Genomic DNA, 21,941 nt, shown 5'->3' on the forward strand with positions numbered 1-21,941 from the left:
GAGGTCGCCGGCTGGCAGGCTGCCCGGGTGATCGTGACCGACCAGCAGCAGCACCTGACGGGCGTGGCCTACCGGATGCTCGGCACGATGGCCGACGCCGAGGACGCCGTCCAGGAGACCTTCGCCCGCTGGTACCGGCTGACCGAGGCCGAGCGGGCCGCGATCGACCGGCCGGCCGCCTGGCTGACCCGGGTGGTGAGCCGGGTGTGCCTGGACGTGCTCGGCTCGGCGCGGGCCCGCCGGGAGCGGTACGTCGGCGAGTGGCTGCCCGAGCCCGTGCCGGCCGACGCGGTCGACGACCCGGCCGAGCGCGCCGCCCTCGGCGACTCGGTGGGGCTGGCGCTGCTGGTCGTGCTGGAGACGCTGACGCCGGCCGAGCGGGTGGTGTTCGTGCTGCACGAGGTCTTCGCGGTGCCCTTCGGCGAGATCTCCCAGGCCGTCGGCCGCAGCCCCGCAGCCTGCCGCCAGCTGGCCACCTCCGCGCGCCGCCGGGTCGACGCGGCCCGCGCCGACGCCCCGGCACCGGCGCGACGCGACGCGGTGGTGCGCGCCTTCGCCGCCGCCTGCGCCGGCGGCGACCTCGGCGCGCTGGTCGCCCTGCTCGACCCGGACGTCGTGCTGCGCTCGGACGGCGGCGGTCTGGTCAGCGCCGCCCGCAACCCGGTGCGCGGGGCGGTGCACGTGGCCCGGTTCCTGCTCGGCCTGCTGGCCAAGAACCCCGGGGTGGTGCTCGAGGAGGTGACCACCGGCGACGGCGTCGGCTACGGGTGGCGCGACGAGGGCGGCATGCGTGGGGTGCTGACCCTCGGCGTCGCCGGCGACCGGCCCACCGACGTGTGGATCGTGCTCAACCCGGAGAAGCTCACCCGCTGGGGCTGACCCTCCCGCCTCAGTCGTCACACTCCCGCCGGGGCTCCCGCGCACCCCGGCCCCGCGGCGGTAGACAGGCCCCATGGGCGACTTGCCGTGCCCGCAGCACGCCGCGGACCGAGACCTCCGGGTCTCCGTGGCGCTCGACTGCGTGCCGGTGGTCGGCGAGGCGCTCGCCCGGGCGGGTGTGCCGGTGCTGGCCGGGCTCACGCTGGCCGGCGGACCGGTCCGCGGCGCACGGGTGACCGCGGCGATCACCTCCGCCGGCGGCGCGCTGGGCACCCCGGTGGAGCGGGTCGTCGACGTCGTCCCCGGGCGGACCACGGCGCTGCCTGACCTGGTGCTGCTGGACCCGGCCGTCCTGGCCGCGGTGCGCGAGAGCGGGGCCGGGACCGTCGACGTGCGGGTCGAGCACGACGGGGAACTGGTGGGGCACGGCTCCGCCGGCGTGCGGGTGCTCGCCGCCGGGCACTGGCTGGCCGCGCCGACCCCGCTGTCGCTGGAGCTGCTGGCCGCGCACGTGCAGCCGGACTCCCCGGCGGTGGCCGGGCTGGTCGGCGCGGCCGCGGACCTGCTCCGTCAGCGCACCGGCGATGCCGCCGTCGGCGAGCCGCCCGCCGCGGTCCGGCGGATCGACGAGACGGTCGCGGCGGTCGTGGAGATGGTCCGCCGCCGGGCGGTCCGGCCGCAGCCACCGACCACCAGCTGGGCCGACGTCCCGCAGCGGGTGCGCACGCCGGCGGAGGTGCTCGAGGAGCGCGTCGGGAGCAGCCTGGACACCACGCTCACCCTCGCCGCCGCGCTCGAGCACGCCGGCGTCCGGCCGCTGGTCTGGGTCGCCGCCGACGGCGGCAGCTGCCCCGGGCACGCCTTCCTGGGGTACTGGCGCACCGCGCGCTGCGCGGAGAGCACGGCGACCACCGAGGTGAGCGGGCTGGTCGAGCTGGTGCACGCCGGCGAGATCGCCCTGGTCGAGACCACCATGCTGGCGCACACCGCGGAGCCGGCGACCTTCGGCGACCTGCACCGCACCGCGTCCGCCGCCTGGCTGGCCGGCGACCTGCACCGCGTGCTCGGGGTGACCGACGTGCACCGGGCCCGGCTGGACGGCATCACCCCGCTGCCCTCACTGGAGCCACTCCCCGCCCGCCGCCCGGCCCGCGACACCGGGCCACGGACCGGCGGGACGACGACCGCCCTGCTGGACCTCGACCGGCACCCGGAGGCCCTGCCGCTGACCGTGCCGCCGGGGCGGCTGGCCGCGCTCGCCGAGACGCTGGAGCGCGGCTCCGCGCTGACCCTGCTGCCCACCGACCAGCTGGGCGCGGCCGCCCGGCGGCGCGGCATCCGCTCGGCGCGTGACCTGCCGCCACACCAGCTCGGCGAGCTGCTGCTGGAGCACGGTGGCGTGTACGCCGACGTCCACTCCGCCGAGTACGCCCGCCGGCTCGGCCTGCTCGCCGACCGGGTGCGGGAGCTGGTCGGCGGGTCCGGTGAGCTCCACCTGGCGCTGGGCTCGGTCAGCTGGGAGGTCGACGGGGAGGCGGTGCGCTCGCCGCTGCTGCTGGTGCCGGTCGTGCTCACCCGGGTGCCGAGCTCCGGCGCGTACCGGCTGAGCGCGGACCCGGCCGGGACGGTCGGTCCGAACGGCTGCCTGCTCACCGAGCTGCGCCGCCGCAGCGGCGTGGCCCTGCCCGGCCTGGACGAGGGGGGCGCCGCCGACCTGGCGAGCGCGCTGCCCGCGCTGCGGCAGGAACTGGCCCAGCGCGGGCTGCCGTACCGGGTGGAGCCGACCGCCGACCTCGCGGTGCTGCCCGCGGCGGCCCACCGGGTGCGGCAGGACGCCGAGCGGCTGGGCGCCGGCGCGCTGCGCAACCCGCTGGTGCCGGTGCTGCTGCGCCCCGGTCAGCCGTTCGCCGACCCGGGGGCGGCCGACGTCGACCTGGCCGAGCTGGGCGCGACCCTGCCGCTGCCCGCCGACACCGATCAGCTGCAGGCGATCGCCGACGCCCTCGCCGGCCGGACGTTCGTGCTGGAGGGCGCCCCCGGCACCGGCCGCACCCAGACCGTCGCCGACCTGCTGGTCGCCGCCGCCGGCCAGGGGCAGCGGGTGCTGGTGGTGGCAGCCCAGCAGGAGTCGCTGGACGCGGTGTCCCGGCGCCTGCGCGACGTCGCCCGCCTCGCCGCCGACGCCGCGCTCCCCGGCGGGGGGCCAGCCACCGCCGAGGCCTCCGCGGCGGTCGCCGAGCTGCGTGACGCGCGCCGCGCGGTGGCCGAGCACGCCACCCGCGTGCACGCCCCCAACTCCGCCGGGCTGTCCCTGGCCGCCGCGCACGCCGGGGTGCTGTCCGCCGCCCCGGACCTCCCGGTCCTGCCGCTGGCTCCCGCGTTCGTCGCCACCGCCTCGGCCCGCACCACCGCGGCGGTCCGCCAGCTGCTGAGCACGCTGCCCGAGGTGGCCGAGCGCGCCCGGCCCCGGCCGGGTCACCCGTGGGGCTTCGTCGACTCGGCGGACGCCGACCCGGTGGCGGTCCAGGCGGCCGCGGTCGCCGTCGACACCGCGCTGCGGGCGCTGCCACCCGCCGGACCGCTCGCCCGGGTGGTGGCCGCCGCCCGCACCCCGGCCGACCTCGACGCGGTCGCCACCGTGCTCGCCGGGCCGGCCGTGCCCCTCGCCGACCTCGACGCGGTGCGCACGCCCGAGTGGGCCGACCACGTCACCGACCTGCTCGCCGACGTGGCCGCGTTCACGGCCGCCGTCCACCCGGTGCTGGACGTCGCGCTGCCGCAGGCGCTGGACCTGCCGCTGGCCGGCATCTCCGACGACGCCCGGCAGGCCGCTGCGTCGGGCCGGTTCGGCCGGGGGAAGCGGCTGGCCGCCGTCCTCACCGAGCTGGCGCCGGGGCTGCGCCCGGACGCGCACGCGGAGCCGGCCGACGTCCCGGAGCTGGTCGCCGAGCTGGCGGAGCTGCAGGCCACCGTCCGCGAGCTGGCGCTGCGCTGCTCGACGATCGCCGGCCTGGCGGTGCCGTGGAACTGGAACCCGCTGGTCGACCCGGGGCTGGCGGAGCGGGAGGTCGCGGCGGTCCGCCGGGTCGCCGCGGTGCTGGACGGTGCGCCGGCGTTCAATCCCCCGCTGCGCCGGTTCCTGGACACCGCCCCGCCGGTCGACCCGGCCCGGGCGGTCGCCGTGCGCCGGCTCCGGGCGGCGCTGGCCACGCTGCCGCGCGCCTGCGAGGGATCGATCGAGCAGCTGGTGGCCTGGGCCGGCGACGGCGGTCTGGTGCGCCGGTGGGAGGAGACCCAGGAGGAGCGGGCCGTCGAGCAGTTCGGTCTGCCCTCGCTCGGGCACTGGCTGGACCTGCTGAGGCACGTGCACCTGCTGGACGCCGCCGGCCTGTCCGAGGCCCGTGCGGCCCTGCTGGCCGGCAGCGTCCCGGCGGCGGATGCGCTGGCGTCGTTCGACCGGGGCGTCGCCGAGGCCTCGTTCGCCGAGCGGTCAGCGGCCGGCGGGGTTGCTGCTCCCGCGCCGGAGGAGGCGGTGCGCCGGTCGCTGGACGCGGCGGCGCGTGCCCGGGCCGAGGCCGCGGTGCGGGCGGCGCTGCCCCCGAAGACGGCGGTGCCGACCGGCTGCGTGCTGGCCACCCCCGACGCGGTGGCCCGGCTGCTGCCACCGGCGGCGGGGTCGTTCGACCTGGTGGTGGTCGAGGACGCCCAGTCGCTGCGGGTGGCCGATGCGCTGGGCGCGCTGGGCCGGGGCCTCGCCGCGGTGGTCGTCGGTGACGGCGGTCAGCTGCCACCCCGCTGCGCACCCGACGAGCCGCCCGACGAGGGCCTGCTGGCGGCCTGCCTGCGCGCCGGGGTGCCGCGGCGGGAGCTGACCTGGCACCACGCCGGCCGGGACGAGGCGCTGATCGCGGCCACCGCCGCGGTGGCCTACGACGGCCGGCTGCGGACGGTCCCCGGCGTGCCAGCCGGGCCGGCGGTCTCGCTGGTGCGGGTGGAGGGGGTCTTCCTGCGCGCCGGGGAACAGCGACAGAGCAACCCGGTCGAGGCGCAGGCCGTGGTCGCCGAGCTGCGGCACCGGTTCGACGCGTCGCCGGACGCCGTCCCCTCGGTCGCCGTGGTCACGCTGCACCCGCCGCAGGCCCGGCTGATCGAGAGCCTGGTGCGGGCAGCGGACGACCCGCGGCTGACCGGGGCGCTGGCGAGCGGCGCGCTGCTGGTGCGGGACGTGGAGCAGGCGCAGGGCGTGACGGCCGACGTCGTCCTGCTGTCGCTGGGCTGCTCGGACGACGAGCACGGGCGGCTGCCGCTGGACCTGGGGCCGCTGAGCCGGTCCGGTGGCGAGCGCCGGCTGACCGTGGCGATGACCCGGGCCCGCCGGCAGCTGGTGCTGTTCGCGTCGTTCACCCCGGAGCTGCTGCGGCCGGAGGTCACCGCTCAGCCCGGCGTGCGCTGGCTGCGTGCCCACCTGGAGCTCGCCGAACACGGTTCGGAGGTCCTCCCCCGGGCCGGTGGGCGGGCGCCGGCGCCGGACCCGTACCGGGAGGACGTCGCCGCCGGGCTGCGCGACCGCGGGCTGGTGGCGCGGACGGACGTGGGCTCGTCGTCCGCCCTCGACCTGACCGTGGCGCGGGCCGAGGCGCCGGACCAGCCGCTGCTGGCGGTGCGGCTCGACGGGCAGGCGTGGGCGGCGCAGCACCCGGTCGATCGGGAGCTGACGTACCTGGAGCTGGAGACGGCGCGCGGGTGGCCGGCGGTGCAGCGGGTGTGGCTGCCGGAGTGGCTGGCCGAGCGCGAGGCGGTGCTCGACCGGCTGGTCGCGGCCGTGGCCGGTGCCCTGCCGCCGGTGCCGCTGCTGGCCCCGCTGGAGGTGCCGAGCACGCCGGTCGCCGAGCCGATCGTCGAGCCACTGGACCTGGACGACGAGGACGACGGTCCGGTGGGTGAGCCGGTGCGGGTCGCGGCGCTGCCGGTGGTGACGCCGGCGCGGCTGCCGGACGAGGAGCTGTTCCGGCCGTGGACGCCGAAGCCGGTGGGTGAGCCGTCGACGCTGCGACAGCTGGCGAACCCGGAGGCGGCGCGGCTGGTGCGGCGGCTGCTGACCGCGGGGGTCGCGGCCGAGGGTCCGATCCACCGGGAGCGGCTGGCCCGGCTGACCGCGGCGGCCTGCGGGGTGCCGCGGCTGAACGCTGCCCGGATCGAGTCGATCCTGGCGCTGCTGCCGGGTGCCGATGCGGAGTTCCTGTGGCCGGCGTCGGTGGACCCGGCGTCGTGGACCGCGTTCCGCCGGCAGGCCGCGAGCACCGAACGGGCCCTGGAGCACGTGCCGCCGGCGGAGATGGCCAACGCGATGGTGGCGCTGTGCCGGTCGGCTGCCGGGCTGACCCGGGACGAGCTGTTCTCGCAGACGCTGGCGGTGTTCGGGCACCGCCGCCGGCACCCGGTGCTCATGCCCTACCTGGAGACGGCGCTGGCCCAGGCGGTGCGGGCCGACCGGATCACCCGGGCGGACTCCGGCCAGCTGCTCACCGCGGTGACGGACGACGCGGCACCGGGTGACCTTGTGGTCCCGGTGGCGGCGCTCCCCCAGGTCCCCGTGGCTGCGGCGCCCCAGGCCCTCGTCGAGGCGCTCCCGCAGTTCCGTGAGGACCACAGCTCGCCCGATGCCCCGGCCGCCCGCGAAGCGGCCGCCATAGATGGGTTCGGCCTGTTCGGCGTCGGTGGCGTCAGCCCCGCCCCCGAGTCGGCCGGCCCGGAGGACGCGGGTGATCTTGCTGGTCTCGCCGCCCGCAGCGAGACCAGCAGCGTGCCCGAACCGCGCGCAGCCGTGGACGAGCCCGTCGTCGGGTGACCCACGGCTCGCGCCCCCCGAGCGCAGCAGGGCTCCGGGGGGGGGCGAGGACAGCCGCTCACCATCACACGAGCAGCGGTGGTCCGATCAGAATCTCGGTGCCATCGGGCCGCCAGGTGCGCCATCGTCCACCGGGATCCCGTTCGACCCGGAATCCGTGGTGGACCTTGGTGTGATGGCGTTCGCACAACAACGCTGAGTTCTCCAGCGACGTCTCCCCGCCGTGGAGCCAGTGGATCAGGTGGTGGACGTCGCACCACCACGATGGCGCCCCGCAGCCGGCGAACACGCAGCTCTTGTCCCGCAGCTCCACCGCCTTGCGCAGGCCCGGGGTGACCACCCGGTGGTCCCGGCCCAGGTCCAGCGGAGTCCCGTCGGGACCCATCACGATCCGCGAGACGCTGGCATCGCAGGCCACCCAGCGGGCCCGGGCCGCGGAGATCGTCGCCCCGAACCCCATCTCGGCCGCCCCGGCACCGGCGGCCGGGTCGACCAGGTCATCGAGCTCTACGCCCACGACCACGTGCGGCTTCACCGTCCGCAGCGTCGGCAGCAGACCGGAGGCCAGCTGGTTGTCACACAGCTGCACGAGCGCGTCGGCGTTCTGCTGGGCCCGGGTGCGCTCATCGCCCTTGGGGCGATCGGCCTGCACGATCGACTCGATCGCCGCCTGCACCTTCTCCCCACCCACCGCATCCAGATCGAACCGGCCGGTCACGCTGCCATCGGCGTGCTTGGCGATCGTCAGCCGTCGACCCTCCGTCGGGTCCGGCTCGACGCCATCGGGATCCAGCGCGACCTCGAACAGCTGGACCGCGGCCTTGAGCACCTCATGCGACGCTTCCGCCGCGATCTGAGCCCACGTCCGGTCGAACTCCGCAAGATCCACGTCCTGCTCGGCCGCCCGGGCACGCTCGGACTCCCCCACCGCAGCAGCCACCACGTCCATCTGCGCCGCCGTCACCGCACCCTGGGCGAACCCCTCGGCCAGGGCCGGGAAGTGCGCCAACGCCCGCCCCGACCGCACCACCCGAGACGCCTCAGCCGCCGACAGCCTGGCGTGCCCGATCAACCACGACCGCATCGACTTCAACCCGTCATGCTCGGCAGCCTGGGTCACCTCCCCGTGCCGCACCGTGCGGGTCAACTCCGCCGCCACCCGGTTCTGCACCGCCACCAGCAACGCCGTCCGGTCCAACACTTCACCATCACTCAGACCGTGCAGGTCATCGGTCGCCAAGGCGTCCAGAGCCGACATCAACTCGCTCACGACACCTCCCGACCGGTTCGAACACCTGTGCGAAGTCTACCGTCGCCGAGGCGGTCATACAATGCGAAACCGCAGGTCAGAGGCTTGTCCACAGATCCGGCCAGCAGCTTGACAAGAGCCGACCGGGACGCTGACGCGTCGTGAGCGCGTGCGCAACGATCCGCCGGCGTGGGCTGTGCCTGCGCTCATCGGCTCAGCAGGCGGGAGCACCGGTGTCCGGACCTGGCGCCACCGCCCCCTCAGCCCCCCGCTGCCAGGTCGACCGCTTCCCCCATCGGCAACCACCGGACCCGCTGCCGGACGTCGTCCGGCGCACCTGCCAGCGCGCGCTCGATCCCGGCGCGGCCCTGCACGAAGTGACTCCAGCCCTCGTAGTGCACCGGCACGACGGTGCGGGCGTCGAGCAGCCCGCACAGCTGCACCGCCTGCCGGCCGGTCATCGAGTACCGCAGCGGGCCGGTGACCGGGAAGCGCACGCCGCCGAGGTGCAGCACCGCGGTGTCCACCCGGAGCCGCTGGGCCACCTGACGCAGCCCGGGGAACAGCACGGTGTCCCCGGTGATCCACACCAGACCGTCGTGCTGACCGGCCCGGCGGACGACGAAGCCGACGACGTCCCCGGCGACTGGCCGGCTCAGCGGCGGGCCGTGCCGGGCCGGCGTCGCCACCACCTCCAACGACGGTCGGCCGGGCCCCGTCAGCACCGTCGTCTCGCCGGGCCGCAGGCCCCGCGCGCCGGCGCCCAGCCGCGCGGCACCGGGAGCGGTCGTCACCACGACCGGCACCGACGAGAGCAGCGCCCGACCGGCGTCGTCCAGGTTGTCGGCGTGGTGGTCGTGGGTGAGCAGGACGGCGTCCACGGCTCCCAGCTCGGCCGCCGGAACGGCCGGGCCGGTCACCTTCCGCGAGCTCGTGCCCCAGCCGAACCGGTAGCGGCGACCCGGCAGGTCGAAGGTCGGGTCGGTGACCAGCCGCCAGCCGGCGACCTCGACCAGCACGGTGGGCCCGCCGACGTGGGTCAGCCTCACTGCGCCCCGGTGGCCATCGGGCGGTCGCCGCTCACGTGCGCCAGTGCCCAGTCCAGCACCTCGTCGGCGATCCGCTCCCAGCCCGGCTGAGCCGGCAGCAGGTGGGCGTAGCCCGGGTACTCGCGGTGCTCGGTCACGGTGTCACCGCGGTAGTGCGCCGCGTTGGAGCGCTGCACGGACGGCGGCATGATGTGGTCCTCGCTGCCGGAGACGAACAGCAGCGGCGGACGCGCGGCGTTGTGGTAGTCGACGTGGGCGTCCTGCGGGCCGGGCATGAAGTTGGCCAGCACCGAGCTCCACAGGATCGAACCGGGCGCCGGGATGGCGTAGCGCTGGTGGAGCCGCCGCGACTCCTCGGCGTCGAAGGTGTTGGTGAATGCGTAGTGCCACTGCTCCTCGGTGAGCGGGACGGCGCGGTGCCGGTTGGCCGGGTTCTTGAACGCCGTCCACGTGGAGCGGAGCTGCGAGAGCGGCAGCACCCGCACCCCCTCGGTGGGCGCGGAGTTGAGCGCCACGCCGACGGCACCGAACCCGCGGTCCAGCAGGAGCTGGGTGATGGTGCCGCCGGCGGAGTGACCGATGAGCACCGGCGGACGGTCGAGGGCACCGATCACGCCGGCCAGGTGCTCGACGATCTGCGGGAGCGTGACCTGCGCGATCGGCGTCGGGTCGGCGTTCAGCGCCTCGACCTCCACCTCGAAGCCGGGGTAGGCCGGGGTGAGCACCCGGAGGCCGCGCGCCTCGTAGTGGGCCTTCCAGCCCTCCCAGCTGCGTGGGGTCACCCAGAAGCCGTGGATCAGGACGACGGTGTCGGGGGCGGACGGCGCGGTCATGGCGTTCTCCTCGCGGTCGGGATCGTGGTGGCAGCGACCCTGGCAGCGCGTCCCCACCCCGGATCGGCCGTGCCTGCACGCCTGTGGTCCGTACGTGCCACGACACCTTCCCGACCGCGCGCCCCTCTGCCACGCTCGGCCGCGACCCGACGAGGGACGTCGCCGGCCCTGGGGGCCCCTGATGTTGCTGCTGGACACTCACGACCTCCCACGCGCCGACCGCGTGGAGGCCTTCCGCGTCGCCATGCAGGAGGCCTCGGTGCCCTGCCGCGTGGACCACCGGACGCCACCGGAGCGGATGTACGCGCGGATGCACCTGTTCCCCCTCGGCCGGGCGTCGGTCTTCAACACGGACGCCTCGGCGTTCGGCCTGATCCGGACCGCGCGGCACGTGCGCCGGGAGAGCCCGGCGGTCGTCGTGCTGGCGTTCCAGGCCGAGGGCCGCGGCGAGTTCAGCCAGCTCGGGCACGAGCAGCTGGTGCAGGGCCGCGACCTGATGCTGGTCGACCTCACCGCGCCGTACTCGTTCGGCTGTTCGGTGGGCGGGGGCTCCCGGTCGTTCCAGGTGCTGCACGACCAGCTCGGCCTGCCGGTGGACGTCGTCCGGCGCGCGTCGCCACGGCTGCGGGCCAGCCGGCTGCACGGTCTGGTCCGGACCCATCTGGGGCAGGTCTGCACCCGGGCCGGAGAACTGTCGGGCGATCCCGGCGCGACCACCCTCGGGACGGCGACGGTCGAGTTGCTGCGGGCGCTGATCGTGTCGGCCGCCGGCGACCCCCGGCTCACCGGTCCGGTGCGCGACCAGACGCTGCTGACCCGGGTGCGCACGCACATCGGCCAGCACCTGACCGACCCGCACCTGACACCGGAGTCGATCGCCGGCGCCCACGCGGTGTCGGTGCGCCACCTCTACCGGGTGTTCAGCGACGCCGGCCTGAGCCTCGAACAGGAGGTCATCGGGCAGCGCCTGGAGCTTGCCCGCGCCCAGCTGGCGTCGCCCGCCGGCCGCCGCCGGTCGATCGCCGCGGTCGCGCGCTCCGCGGGCTTCGTCGACCCCAGCCACTTCGGCCGGCGGTTCAGGCTGGCCTACGGCGTCACCCCACGGGAGTGGCAGCGGTGCCCCAGGGGCTGAACCGGGCCGGCTCGGTGGACGAGCAGCCGGTGTCGCCCAGTACTGCGACCTCATGACGATCTCCGCCCACGCTTGACCCGGACGCAGCACCTTCGGGACGTTGGAGGGGCGAGGTACCACCCCTGACCGGCCGCCGCGCGGCCCGACGACGCACTGCGCGCGCCCGGTCAGGGCACCCCGACACCGAGAGGAACCTCCACCATGCTCACGTTGACCCCGCAGGCGGCCACCGCGATCCGCGGCATCCTCGACCAGACGGAGCTGCCCGACCAGGGCGGGTTGCGGATCGCCGACGACCCGTCCGGGCAGTCCCTGGCACTGGGCCTGGCCGCGGTGCCGGCCGAGGACGACCAGGTCGTCGACCAGGACGGCGTCCGGGTGTTCCTGGACCCGAAGGCCGCGACGCTGCTGGACGACAAGACCCTCGACGCCGTCCCGGACCCCTCCGGCAAGGTGCAGTTCGGGATCGCCGACTCCGCCGGCTGACCGCCGGACCCGCACGACGACCGCCCCGCCCCGGCCCCGCCGGCGCGGGGCGGTCGTCGTTCCCGGACCCGGCCCAGCCGTGGTCACCCGCTCACGCACCGTTCGGGCACGCGCGACCGACGGCAGATGGCCGGACCACCGACCGCGCCGTCCGACACGCCGACCGCCGCCGAGGGGTCGTTCGAGGCCCTGCAGGTCGGCTTCGGCGAGTCGTGTCGCGGCCGGCAACGGGCGGTCTCGTTTCGACGTCTGCAGCACCCGATCCGGCCACCAGCGGGGTCCCGGAAGGCCGCTTACGGTCGTGCCGCCCGCCGGGTTCGAGACGTCACCGCCCGTGGTGACGACCCGCCGGGCACCGCCGAACCGGGCGGCCGCTGAGACACCGGCGGCACGATCGCCCGGGCCGGGGACCCATCGCAGTTCTGGGGTGAAGCGCGAGCCAGCACGGTCGCGCCGGGCGAGTTCCCCGCCCGAACCCGTCAGCTAACTCGGTAGGCGGTCGAGGAGAACCAGGAGACACGTCGTCCATGACGACCATGCACACCTCGCCCCGCCGCTCCCCCCGAGCCGGACGGCGGGCGCTGATCGCTCTGCTCACCGGCGCGGGAGTCGTGCTCACCCCGCTGACCGCGCAGGCCGCGGCCGGTGGCGGCGCCCCGCCGGTGGCCGCTCCGGTGGCCCCCGTCGTCGCCCCGAACGTCGCGGCCCAGGTGGCCGTCGACACCGCGCTCGCCCAGCAGGGCAAGCCCTACGTGTGGGCCGGCGCCGGCCCGAACTCCTACGACTGCTCGGGCCTGACCCAGTACGCCTTCGCCGCGGCCGGCGTCTCGCTGCCGCACTCCTCGCGGATGCAGTCGACGATGGGCACGCCCGTTGCCCGGGCCGACCTGCAGCCCGGTGACCTGGTGTTCTTCTACGACCCGGTGGGTCACGTGGGCATGTACATCGGCAACGGCCAGATGGTGCACGCGCCGACCAGCGGCGACGTCGTCCGGATCGCCGACGTCGACCAGATGTGGGGCTACCACTCCGCCCGCCGGCTGGTCTGACACCCCGGGGGTGACGGCTCCGCGGGTGCCCCCGGCCGGGGGCACCCGCGGTGCTCACCAGCGGTAGGTGCAGCTGCCGGTGGCGGTCTGGCCGGTGGCGTCGGTGACGACGGCGGTGACCTCGAAGCTGCCCGGGGTGGCGTACGTGTGCGAGAAGACGGCGGACAAGTGCTGGTCGTCGTGGGTGTAGACGTCGCCGTCGCCGTAGTCGATGGTCACCGAGTACGGCGCGGTGGCCGTGACGTCGTGGCCGAACAGCGGCGAGGCGCCCCACCCACCGGGGCAGGTGATCGCCAGCGCGGGCGCGGCCGCCACCGGGGCGACCTGCTGCGCCTGCGGGGTGGCGGGCGCGGCGTCCAGCGCCGGGTCGGCACCGGCCCCCGGCGTCCCGGCGGCGAGGACGACGGCCGCACCGAGGGTCACCGCGCCGACACCCAGCACCACCGCGCCGGCCGGGCGGCCGACGACGTGCAGGCGGTGCGCCTGGCCCCGCACCAGCGCGACCGCGCCGACGGAGGCCACGACGGCGCCGAGCACGCCCACGGCGGTGGGCAGCCCGCCGGCGATCGCGACCAGGACGACCAGCAGCGACAGCAGCGTGCCCGCGCAGACCAGGGTGCGGTCCTGCGGTGCGGTGCCGGTGCGCTCCTGGGTCACGTCACTCCTCTGCTCGAGCGCCCACTGGCGCTGCTGAGGGGAGACTGCCGACCAGTGGACCGGTGGCGGGTCAGGCCGGCGGTGTCGCGCGACGACTGGGTCGGAACCGTGCACGAGTGGCAGCTGTGACGGGGCCGGTCAGGCGGCCAGCGCGACGGGGGCGGGCGCTCCCCAGCCGGGCGGGAAGGGGCGGGCCCGGTCGCCCCCGCGGGCGGCGAGGAACGGGCGGGCCAGCCGCTCCTTCTCGATCTGGTCCCAGGCGGCGAGCAGATCCGACACCCAGCGGGCGAGGGTGAGCGCACCGCTGGCCAGCGGGTCGCCGGCGGTGACCCGGGTCGGGCGCAGGGCCATCCGCGGCCAGCGCGGGGCGACCAGGCTGCGCCGGGACGACGGCAGTGCGGCCAGGTGCGCGGCGAAGGCGGCGTCCAGCGCACTGGTCTCGGCGACGATCGCCATCGCCAGGGCGCCGACGTCGGAGCCGCGACCGAACCGCGCGGCGGCCTTGTCGGTGGCGACCAGCACGCGGCCGGTCAGCAACGTGCCGATACGAGGGTCGTCGGCCGGCAGCACCCAGGCGCCGGCCATCGTCGACTCCAGGCCGTCACCGACGCTGACGTGCCAGCCCACGACCCGGTCCTCGACCGGCTGGTCGATCACGACGATCCCGCGCATGTCGTACTCCTCGTTCCCCGATGACCACGTTCCCCGGTGATCACTCGGGTGCAGAGTGGGGCACACGGAGTCGCGGAACGCCCACGGCGCGTGGCCGTTGCCGAGTCGTCACACCACCCGGCACAGCAGTCCCACCCGGCTCAGCGAGCCCCGGTGCGCGCCGCCAGCTGCTCCGGGGAGAACGCCAGGTCCAGCGCCTCCCGGCCGGCGCCGAGCAGCGCGGCCTGCTGGCCGACCCGGCTCACCGCGATCTCCAGACCGTCGGTGATCATCGGCGGGCACTGCGCGTAGATCGCCGAGCGGACGCCGGCGACGAAGGCCTCGGCGCTGCTCAGGTGCCCGCCGATGACCAGCCGCTGCGGGTTGAAGAAGTTGAGGATGGTCGACAGCACGGTGCCGGTGCTGCCGCCCGCCTCGCGCAGCAGCTGGGTGGTCAGCGGGTGGGCGTCGCGGGCGAGGTCGAGCATCCCCTCGGTGCCCGACGAGGCGACCCCCCGCTCGGCGAGCTGCTCGACCAGCGCGGCACCGCTGGCCACCGCGTCCAGGCAGCCGACGCGCCCGCACGAGCAGGGCACCGGCGGGGCGCCGGGCACCGTGGTGTGGCTGATGTCGCCGGCGAACCCGCCGCTGCCCCGGTGCAGCTGCCCACCGACGACGACGCCGCAGCCGATGCCGGAGCCGACCTTGACGAACACCATGTCCTCGGGCGCGGACCCGCCGGCGGCGTGCTCGCCGAGCGCCATCAGGTTGGCGTCGTTCTGCACGCTCACCGGCACGTCCAGCCACTGCCGGGCGATCGCGGCGACGTCCGCGCCGTTCCAGCCGGGCATCCGGGCCGGGGAGACGACCTGGCCGGTGCGCGCGCTGACCGGCCCGGGCACGCCGACGCAGACCGCGAGCAACGGCGGGGCGTCGTCCAGGCCGGCCACGGCCTCCTCGATCGATGTGGTCACGGTGCGCAGCACGGCCTCGGGGCCGTCGGCGATCACGATGGGCAGGTGCTGCTCGGCGACCTGCCGGCCGGCGGCGTCCAGGACGGCGATGGCGGCGTGCCGCTCCCCGAGGCTCACCGCCGCGACCAGGCCGGCCGCGCCGCACATCTCCAGCCGCCGCGGCGGCCGCCCGCCGGCCGATGGCCCGCTGCCGGTCTCCACCAGCCAGCCGCGCCGGATGAGCATCTCCACCCGGGCGGCGGCGGTGGTCGCCGACAGCCCCGTCTCGCGGGCGACGTCGGCCCGGGAGGTGGCGCGGCCGAGCCGGACCAGGGACAGCACCTCGCTCGGTGAGGTGGCCGACCGGTCAGCGGCGGGGGTGGGCATGGCGGTCAGTGAAGCAACGGCCGTCGTCCGAAGCAACGGATACTTACTCCGGAAGTGGAAATACTTGATGGACTTCTCGTTGTAACGATCGCCACTTAGCCTTCCTCCAACGTTCAGGGTCGATCGTGAGGAGCAGGGCGATGAGCACGCCGATGGTGAGCACGCCGATGGTCCGCATGCGTGGCGTCGACAAGCACTTCGGCGACCTGCACGTGCTGCGCTCGATCGACCTGGACGTCGCCCCGCGCGAGGTGGTCGTGGTCATCGGGCCGTCCGGTTCGGGCAAGTCGACGCTGTGCCGCACGATCAACCGGCTCGAGCCGATCGACGCCGGCGAGATCCGGGTCGACGGTGAGCCGCTGCCCGAGGAGGGCCCGCAGCTGGCCCAGCTGCGCGCCGACGTCGGCATGGTCTTCCAGTCGTTCAACCTGTTCGGCCACCTGAGCGTGCTGGACAACGTGATGCTGGCGCCGCTGAAGGTGCGCCGGGTCGCCAAGGCCACCGCCCGCGCCGAGGCGATGACGCTGCTGGAGCGGGTCGGCATCGCCGACAAGGCCGACCGCTTCCCCGCCCAGCTCTCCGGCGGCCAGCAGCAGCGCGCCGCGATCGCCCGCTCGCTGGCCATGCACCCGAAGCTGATGCTCTTCGACGAGCCCACCTCGGCGCTGGACCCGGAGATGGTCAACGAGGTGCTCGAGGTGATGACCTCGCTGGCCGCCGACGGCATGACCATGGTCGTGGTGACCCACGAGATGGGCTTCGCCCGCCGCGCCGCCGACCGCGTCGTCTTCATGGACGCCGGTCAGATCGTCGAAGAGGCCCCACCGGCGGAGTTCTTCGACGCCACCCGGAGCGAGCGCGCCCGCTCGTTCCTCTCCAACGTGCTGGCCCACTGACGGCCGAGCGCACCCCGGGCAGACCTGCCCACTCCCCCGCCCGGCGCCGCTCCCCCGGCAGGGCTCACCAGAAAGGCAAGGCATGCGTGACATCCGCCTTCCCCGGCGTCGCCTCCCGCTGATCACCGCCGTGCTGGCCACCGCCTCGGTGGCGATCGCCGGGTGCGGCTCGTCCGACTCGTCGTCCGACGCCGTCCCCGGCGGTGGCGACGACACCGCCGCCGCGGGCCTGGACGCCGTCTACGAGGACGCGCCGGTCGCCGACGACTCGCTGATCCTCCCCGAGTCGACGATGGCCGAGATCAAGGACCGGGGCGTGCTGCGCGTCGCCGCAGCCCTGGACGCGCCGCTGCTCTCCCAGCAGGACCCGAGCAACCCCGACGACGTCGAGGGCTTCGACATCGACCTGGCGAAGATGCTGGCCATCTACATCCTGGGCGAGCCGAACATCGAGATCGTGCCGCCGGCGTCGGAGACCCGGGAGGCGCTGCTGCAGAACGGCACCGTCGACGTCGTCTTCAACACCTACACGATCACCGAGGAGCGGGCCGAGCAGATCAGCTTCGCCGGCCCGTACTTCACCTCCGGTCTCGCGGTGGCGGTCGCCGCCGACAACGACGACATCACCAGCGTCGAGGACCTCGACGGCAAGAACGTCATCGTCGGCGCCAACACCCCGGCCGTCACCGCCGTCCCCGAGGTGGCCCCCGGCGCCGAGGTGACCAGCTTCGCCACCGACCCGCAGGCGGTGCAGGCGCTGGTGCAGGGCCGCGGCGACGCCTACGTGCAGGACTACACCCTGCTGCTGGCCGCGGCCGACGCCAACGACGACATCAAGGTCGCCGTCCAGCCGTTCACCGAGGAGCCCTACGGCATCGGCCTGCCCCCGGAGGACCCGGAGTTCAAGGACTTCGTGAACACCTGGCTGACCGAGATCCAGGACGACGGCTCCTGGGCCGAGATCTGGGAGGCGACCCTCGGCACGGTCGTCGAGGGCGACGCCCCGACGCCGCCGGAGATCGGCTCGGTGCCGGGCTCCTGACCCGGCACGCCTGAGGCAGCAGCAGCGCCAGCAGAGGACGACGACGTGACTGCAGTGATCGAGAACCTGGACCCCCTGCTGAGAGCACTGGGGACGACCGCGCTGATCCTGGTGGTCTCCGCGGCCGGCTCCCTGGTGCTCGGGGTGCTGGTCACCGTGGCCCGGGTGAGCCCCATCCCGGTGCTGCGCGGGGCCGCCTGGGCCTACGTGCAGGTGTTCGTCAACATCCCCCTGCTGGCGCTGCTGCTGCTGGCCGTCTTCGCACTGCCCGACGCCGGCCTGCTGATGCCGCTGCTCACCACGGTCATCGTGGTGCTCGTCGTCTACGAGGCGGCCTACGTCGCCGAGGCGGTGCGCAGCGGGATCAACACCGTCGCGCCCGGCCAGGTCGAGGCGGCCCGCGCGCTGGGGCTGCGGCTGTCGCAGACGCTGCGGTACGTCGTCGTCCCGCAGGCGGTGCGCGCCGTCGTCCAGCCGCTGGGCAACGTGATGATCGCGCTGCTGATGAACACCGCGCTGGCGGCCACCGTCGGCGTGGTCGAGCTGACCTCGGCGGTGAACAAGGTGAACCTGGTCGAGGCCCAGCCGATCCCGATCTTCACCGCCGCCGGCCTCACCTACATGGCGCTCGCGCTGGCCATCGGGCTGGGCGCCGGGCGGATCGAGAAGAAGGTGGCGATCCACCGATGAGCCACAGCGGTGCGTTCCTCTACGACGCCCCCGGGCCGCGTGCCCGGCGGCGCATCCTGCTCGGCTCGGTGGTCAGCGCCCTGGTGCTGGCCGGGTTGCTGGCGCTCGCGCTGGCGCAGTTCGCCTCGCACGGGCAGCTGGACGCCGACCGGTGGACGCCGTTCCTGGACTGGCCGATCTGGTCCTACCTGCTGGTCGGGTTGCGCGGCACCGCGCTGGCCGCCGCGCTGGTCGCCGTCCTGGCCGGGGCGTTCGGGGTGCTGCTGGCCATCGGCCGGCTCTCGCGCAACCGGCCGGTGCGCTGGCTGGCCACCGGCTACATCGAGGTGGCCCGCACGCTGCCCGTCCTGCTGCTGATCTACCTGATGCTGTTCGGACTGCCGGCGTACGGGATCAACCTGCCGGTGCTGTGGAAGCTGGTCGTGCCGCTGACCATCGCCAACGCCGCGGTGGTCGCCGAGATCGTCCGCGCCGGGGTGCTCGCCCTGCCGCGCGGGCAGACCGAGGCGGCGTTGAGCCTGGGCATCCGCCGCGGCCAGGCGATGCGCTTCGTCGTCCTGCCCCAGGCGCTGCGGCACGTCACGCCGTCGCTGATCACCCAGCTGGTCAGCCTGATCAAGGACACCTCGCTGGGCTACGTGGTGGCCTTCACCGAGCTGCTCTACCGCGCGCAGGTGCTGAGCGCCTACAACCGGCTGCTGATCCAGACCTTCCTGGTCGTCGCGCTGGTCTACCTGGTGTTCAACGGCGCCCTGTCCTATCTGGCCGCACGGCTGCGCACCCGGGTCAGGCGCCAGGTGGCGCCGCCGTCCGCGCCCGCCGAACAGGCCGCCGACCGTGAACTGGAGACCCCCGTTGCTCGCTGAACTCGCCGTCGTCCGCCGCTCGGGCCTGGTGGAGAGCCGGCACCTCGGCTCGCTGCTCGCCCTGGACGCCGACGGGTCGGTCGCGCTGTCCCTGGGCGACCCGGACGCCACGGTCCTGCCGCGGTCGACGACCAAGCCGCTGCAGGCGCTGGCCTGCCTGACCGCCGGTGCGCCGCTGACCGGGCCGGAGCTGGCGATCGCCGCCGGCAGCCACACCGGCGAGGACGCGCACGTCGACGTGGTCCGGGCGCTGCTGGAGCGGGCCTCGCTGGACGAAGCGGCGCTGCAGTGCCCGGCCGACTGGCCGGAGGACGAGGGCACCCGCCACCGGCTGATCCGGGCCGGCTTCGACCGGAGCCGGGTGCGGATGAACTGCTCGGGCAAGCACGCCGCGATGCTGCTGGCCTCCGCGGTGAACGGCTGGGACACCGAGACCTACCTGGACCCTGCGCACCCGCTGCAGCAGCGCGTGCGCGCGGTGACCGCGGAGCTGACCGGCGCGCCGGTGCGGCACGACGCGATCGACGGCTGCGGCGCCCCGCTGTTCGGCACCACCGTGCGCGGGCTCGCGACCGCCTTCCGGTCGCTGCGGGTCGCCGCCGACGGGCCGGCTGCTCTCGTCGCATCCGCCATGCGGACGCACCCGTACTTCGTCGGCGGCACCGGGCACCAGAACTCCGCGGTGATGGAGCTCGTGCCGGGCACGGTGGCCAAGGGCGGCGCCGAGGGCGTGATCGGCGTGGCCGGGCCTGACGGTCAGGCCGTGGCGATGAAGGTCGTCGACGGCAACCCGCGGGCCACCACGCTGCTGGCGCTGACCGTGCTCGGTGCCCTCGGCGTCGACGTGTCGGCCGCGGCCGCCTGGACGTCGGTGCCGGTGCTCGGCGGCGGCGTGCCGGTCGGCGCGATCGAGCCGGGCGCCGACGTCCAGGCCTGGCTGGAGAGCCGGTGACCGCGGTCGAGATCTGCATCGACGACGTCGCCGGCGCCCCGATCGCCGAGGAGTGCGGCGCCGACCGGGTGGAGGTGTGCGCGGCGCTGTCCGAGGGCGGGACGACGCCGTCCATCGGGCTGGTGCAGGCGGTGCTGGCCCGGGTGTCCCGGATCGGGGTGCAGGTGCTGATCCGGCCGCGCGCCGGGGACTTCGTCTACTCCCCCGCCGAGGTCGACGTGATGCTCGCCGACATCGCCGCCGTCCGGGCGCTCGACGCCGCCGTGCCGGTGGGCTTCGTGGTGGGTGCGCTGACCGCCGACGGCGGGATCGACGTCGACGTGCTGGACCGGCTGGTCGCCGCGGCCGGGCCGTGCCCGGTGACGTTCCACCGCGCGTTCGACACCCTGCCCGACCTGCCGTGGGCGCTGCCGGTGCTGATCGAGGCCGGGGTGTCCCGGGTGCTCACCTCCGGTGGCGCGCCGACCGCCGCGGAGGGTGCGGACGTGCTGCGCCGGCTGGTGGAGCTCTCGGCCGGACGCATCGCGGTGCTGGCCGGCGGGTCGGTGCGCGGAGCGAACGTCGCCGCCCTCGTCGCGGAGACGGGTGTGCCCGAGGTGCACCTGCGGGCGGCCGCGCCGGTCGCCGCGTCGGCCGGATCGGCCACCGCGGTCAGCTACGACGCCGTCCCGCGGCTGGCGACCTCCGCCGCCCCGATCCGCGACGTGGTCGAGGCGCTCGCGTCGTGAGCTCGGGTGCAGCGGTGCTGGCGATCGATGTCGGCGGCAGCTCGATGAAGGGCGCGGTCGTCACCCGGGACGGGCGGCCGGTGGTGGTCGAGCGCTGGCCCACCGACCCAGCGACGGACACCGTCGGCGCGATCGCCGGCCACCTCCGCGCACTGGCCGTCGTGGCGGGCGACCACGACCTGGACGTCGTCGGCGCCGGCGTGGTGACCCCCGGGATGATCGACGAGGCGAGCGGCACCGTCGTCTACGCGTCCAACCTCGATTGGCGCGACGTGCCGCTGCGCGCCCAACTGGCCGCCGCGACCGGCCTGCCGGTCGTCACCGGCCACGACGTCCGGACGGCGGGCCTGGCCGAGCAGCTGCTCGGTGCGGCGCGCGGCGTCTCCGACTTCGTGCTCGTCACGATCGGCACCGGCGTCGCCGCGGCGCTGGTCACCGACGGCCGGCCGGTCACCGGCGACGGCGGGGCCGCCGGCGAGCTCGGCCACATCCCTCTCGTCCCGGGTGGCGAGGCCTGCACCTGCGGCCAGTTCGGCTGCCTGGAGGTCTACGCCTCCGGCGCCGGCCTGGCCCGCCGGTACGCCGCTCTCTCCGGTGTCCTGTTGCCAGCGGAGGACGTCGTGGCCCGGCTCGGTGCCGACCCACACGCCGACCGGGTCTGGGCCGAGGCGATGGCCGTGCTCGCGCAGGGCCTGGTGACCGCGACCCTGCTGCTGGACCCGACCACGATCGTGCTCGGCGGTGGCTTCACCGCCGCCGGCGACGCCCTGCTGGAGCCGGTACGCGCCGCCCTGGCCGCCGGCCTGGCCTGGCGCGCCGCCCCACCGGTCAAGCTGGCCGAACTCGGCAGCGAAGCCGGCTGGATCGGCGCCGCCGCCCTCGCCCTCCGCCACGCCGGTCACCCCGACGCCCTTCAGACCTGGACCCGAGCCCCCTTCCTCGGAGCCCCCACCCCCTGACGCCCCCGGGCGGCCATGTTCGCCAACATGGCCGCCCGGGGGGCTCCGGATGGGATCGGCTCAGCCGGTCGGCGGCGGAGGGCGGTACGCCATGGCTCGGTGCGCAACGCGCACCACGAGGACCGTTCTGGTCGGCTCGTCGATGACGATGAGCACCCGGAAGTCGCCACGGCGGGCGCTGCGCAGCCCCTCGAACTCACCTGTCAGTGGCTTGCTCAACCGCAGCGGATTCTCCGCCAGGACTGCGGTGATGAACTCGACGACGGCCGGCGCCACCCGGGGCGGGAGCTGTCGCAGTTGGCGGTGCGCCGCCGAGGAGATCCGGACGTCGTAGGGCGAGCTCACTCCGGGAGCCCGAACTCCGTCCGGACGTCCTGAGCGCTCGTGGTCGTCCCCTCGGCCAGTTCCCGACGGGCCGACTCGACGTCCTCGCGGACCCCCGGCTGCGACAGCCAGAAGATCGTCTCGTGCAGCGAGTCCAGATCGGACTTCGCCATCAGCACGGCCGCCTCACGACCGTGCCGGGTGATCGTCACGATGTCGTGCGTGGTCTCCGCCGCCTCGACCAACGCAGACAACTTGTCCTTGGCCTCGCTCAGCGGCACGGTCGTCATGTCTCCAGTTTAGCCAGAACT

20 protein-coding genes and 1 riboswitch are annotated in these 21,941 nt (G+C 75.3%); of the genes, 12 read left to right on the forward strand and 8 right to left on the reverse strand.

Going from position 1 to position 21,941, the window contains the following annotated elements; translation table 11 throughout:
- Positions 1-27 precede the first annotated feature (27 nt).
- A complete protein-coding gene (gene sigJ, locus HLA93_RS15605) occupies positions 28-879 on the forward strand; it encodes an RNA polymerase sigma factor SigJ (RefSeq protein WP_222195338.1) in 852 nt (283 codons plus the stop codon).
- 73 nt (positions 880-952) lie between these two features.
- Positions 953-6,727 carry an AAA domain-containing protein gene (locus tag HLA93_RS15610; protein WP_222195339.1) on the forward strand — a complete coding sequence of 1,925 codons (5,775 nt, stop codon included), beginning with the start codon at positions 953-955 and terminating at the stop codon, positions 6,725-6,727.
- Between the two features lie 64 nt (positions 6,728-6,791).
- On the opposite strand, the gene HLA93_RS15615 is transcribed toward HLA93_RS15610, so the two are convergent.
- The 3 genes from HLA93_RS15615 to HLA93_RS15625 form a co-directional block, all read right to left on the reverse strand.
- A complete protein-coding gene (locus HLA93_RS15615; protein ID WP_222195340.1) occupies positions 6,792-7,997 on the reverse strand; it encodes an HNH endonuclease signature motif containing protein in 1,206 nt (401 codons plus the stop codon).
- A gap of 239 nt (positions 7,998-8,236) precedes the next feature.
- Positions 8,237-9,025 (reverse strand): MBL fold metallo-hydrolase, encoded by a 789-nt coding sequence (locus HLA93_RS15620; RefSeq protein ID WP_222195341.1) that lies wholly within the window; start codon positions 9,023-9,025, stop codon positions 8,237-8,239.
- Positions 9,022-9,858, reverse strand: coding sequence for an alpha/beta hydrolase (locus HLA93_RS15625; protein ID WP_222195342.1), 837 nt, complete (start codon positions 9,856-9,858; stop codon positions 9,022-9,024). The genes HLA93_RS15620 and HLA93_RS15625 overlap by 4 nt, the downstream gene beginning before the upstream one ends.
- A 181-nt stretch (positions 9,859-10,039) precedes the next feature.
- Between HLA93_RS15625 and HLA93_RS15630 the strand changes: the two genes are divergently transcribed.
- From HLA93_RS15630 to HLA93_RS15640, 3 genes are all read left to right on the forward strand, one after another.
- Positions 10,040-10,990 carry a helix-turn-helix domain-containing protein gene (locus tag HLA93_RS15630; RefSeq protein ID WP_222195343.1) on the forward strand — a complete coding sequence of 317 codons (951 nt, stop codon included), beginning with the start codon at positions 10,040-10,042 and terminating at the stop codon, positions 10,988-10,990.
- Positions 10,991-11,191: 201 nt separating this feature from the next.
- Entirely contained in the window at positions 11,192-11,476 is a 285-nt protein-coding gene (locus HLA93_RS15635; protein WP_222195344.1) for a HesB/IscA family protein, read from the forward strand.
- A 373-nt stretch (positions 11,477-11,849) separates the two neighbouring features.
- A riboswitch (cyclic di-AMP (ydaO/yuaA leader) is annotated at positions 11,850-11,988 on the forward strand.
- A gap of 15 nt (positions 11,989-12,003) precedes the next feature.
- Positions 12,004-12,525 (forward strand): C40 family peptidase, encoded by a 522-nt coding sequence (locus tag HLA93_RS15640; protein WP_222195345.1) that lies wholly within the window; start codon positions 12,004-12,006, stop codon positions 12,523-12,525.
- 54 nt (positions 12,526-12,579) lie between these two features.
- On the opposite strand, the gene HLA93_RS21830 is transcribed toward HLA93_RS15640, so the two are convergent.
- The 3 genes from HLA93_RS21830 to HLA93_RS15655 all read right to left on the reverse strand — a co-directional run bounded on the left by HLA93_RS21830 (position 12,580) and on the right by HLA93_RS15655 (position 15,173).
- The gene (locus HLA93_RS21830; protein ID WP_222195346.1) at positions 12,580-13,182 is read right to left on the reverse strand and encodes a PKD domain-containing protein; all 603 of its coding nucleotides are present in this window, start codon (positions 13,180-13,182) and stop codon (positions 12,580-12,582) included.
- A 138-nt stretch (positions 13,183-13,320) separates the two neighbouring features.
- Positions 13,321-13,854 (reverse strand): hypothetical protein, encoded by a 534-nt coding sequence (locus tag HLA93_RS15650; protein ID WP_222195347.1) that lies wholly within the window; start codon positions 13,852-13,854, stop codon positions 13,321-13,323.
- A 140-nt stretch (positions 13,855-13,994) separates the two neighbouring features.
- Positions 13,995-15,173 carry an ROK family transcriptional regulator gene (locus HLA93_RS15655; protein WP_222195348.1) on the reverse strand — a complete coding sequence of 393 codons (1,179 nt, stop codon included), beginning with the start codon at positions 15,171-15,173 and terminating at the stop codon, positions 13,995-13,997.
- A 140-nt stretch (positions 15,174-15,313) separates the two neighbouring features.
- On the opposite strand from HLA93_RS15655, the gene HLA93_RS15660 reads away from it, so the two are divergent.
- The 7 genes from HLA93_RS15660 (at position 15,314) to HLA93_RS15690 (ending at position 21,306) form a co-directional block, all read left to right on the forward strand.
- Positions 15,314-16,069, forward strand: a complete 756-nt coding sequence (locus HLA93_RS15660; RefSeq protein ID WP_306433409.1) for an amino acid ABC transporter ATP-binding protein — start codon at positions 15,314-15,316, stop codon at positions 16,067-16,069.
- Positions 16,070-16,151: 82 nt separating this feature from the next.
- On the forward strand, positions 16,152-17,111 hold the full coding sequence (locus tag HLA93_RS15665) for a glutamate ABC transporter substrate-binding protein (protein ID WP_222195349.1): 960 nt from the start codon (positions 16,152-16,154) through the stop codon (positions 17,109-17,111).
- Between the two features lie 45 nt (positions 17,112-17,156).
- Positions 17,157-17,801, forward strand: a complete 645-nt coding sequence (locus HLA93_RS15670) for an amino acid ABC transporter permease (RefSeq protein ID WP_222195350.1) — start codon at positions 17,157-17,159, stop codon at positions 17,799-17,801.
- Positions 17,798-18,667 (forward strand): amino acid ABC transporter permease, encoded by an 870-nt coding sequence (locus HLA93_RS15675; protein WP_222195351.1) that lies wholly within the window; start codon positions 17,798-17,800, stop codon positions 18,665-18,667. The genes HLA93_RS15670 and HLA93_RS15675 overlap by 4 nt, the downstream gene beginning before the upstream one ends.
- Positions 18,639-19,619, forward strand: coding sequence for an asparaginase (locus tag HLA93_RS15680; protein ID WP_222195352.1), 981 nt, complete (start codon positions 18,639-18,641; stop codon positions 19,617-19,619). Before HLA93_RS15675 ends, HLA93_RS15680 begins: the two co-directional genes overlap by 29 nt.
- Complete coding sequence (locus HLA93_RS15685; RefSeq protein WP_222195353.1) at positions 19,616-20,347, forward strand: copper homeostasis protein CutC; 732 nt, start codon at positions 19,616-19,618, stop codon at positions 20,345-20,347. Before HLA93_RS15680 ends, HLA93_RS15685 begins: the two co-directional genes overlap by 4 nt.
- Positions 20,344-21,306: an ROK family protein gene (locus HLA93_RS15690; protein ID WP_222195354.1), complete on the forward strand. Its 963-nt coding sequence runs from the start codon at positions 20,344-20,346 to the stop codon at positions 21,304-21,306. The genes HLA93_RS15685 and HLA93_RS15690 overlap by 4 nt, the downstream gene beginning before the upstream one ends.
- Positions 21,307-21,366: 60 nt before the next feature.
- Here HLA93_RS15690 and HLA93_RS21640 read toward each other — a convergent pair whose 3' ends face one another.
- Both HLA93_RS21640 and HLA93_RS15700 read right to left on the reverse strand, forming a co-directional pair.
- The gene (locus tag HLA93_RS21640) at positions 21,367-21,651 is read right to left on the reverse strand and encodes a type II toxin-antitoxin system RelE family toxin (protein WP_222195355.1); all 285 of its coding nucleotides are present in this window, start codon (positions 21,649-21,651) and stop codon (positions 21,367-21,369) included.
- Positions 21,648-21,920 carry a type II toxin-antitoxin system Phd/YefM family antitoxin gene (locus HLA93_RS15700; protein WP_222195356.1) on the reverse strand — a complete coding sequence of 91 codons (273 nt, stop codon included), beginning with the start codon at positions 21,918-21,920 and terminating at the stop codon, positions 21,648-21,650. Before HLA93_RS15700 ends, HLA93_RS21640 begins: the two co-directional genes overlap by 4 nt.
- Positions 21,921-21,941 lie beyond the last annotated feature (21 nt).

It is taken from the genome of Modestobacter italicus (assembly GCF_019799965.1).
GTDB lineage: Bacteria > Actinomycetota > Actinomycetes > Mycobacteriales > Geodermatophilaceae > Modestobacter > Modestobacter italicus_A.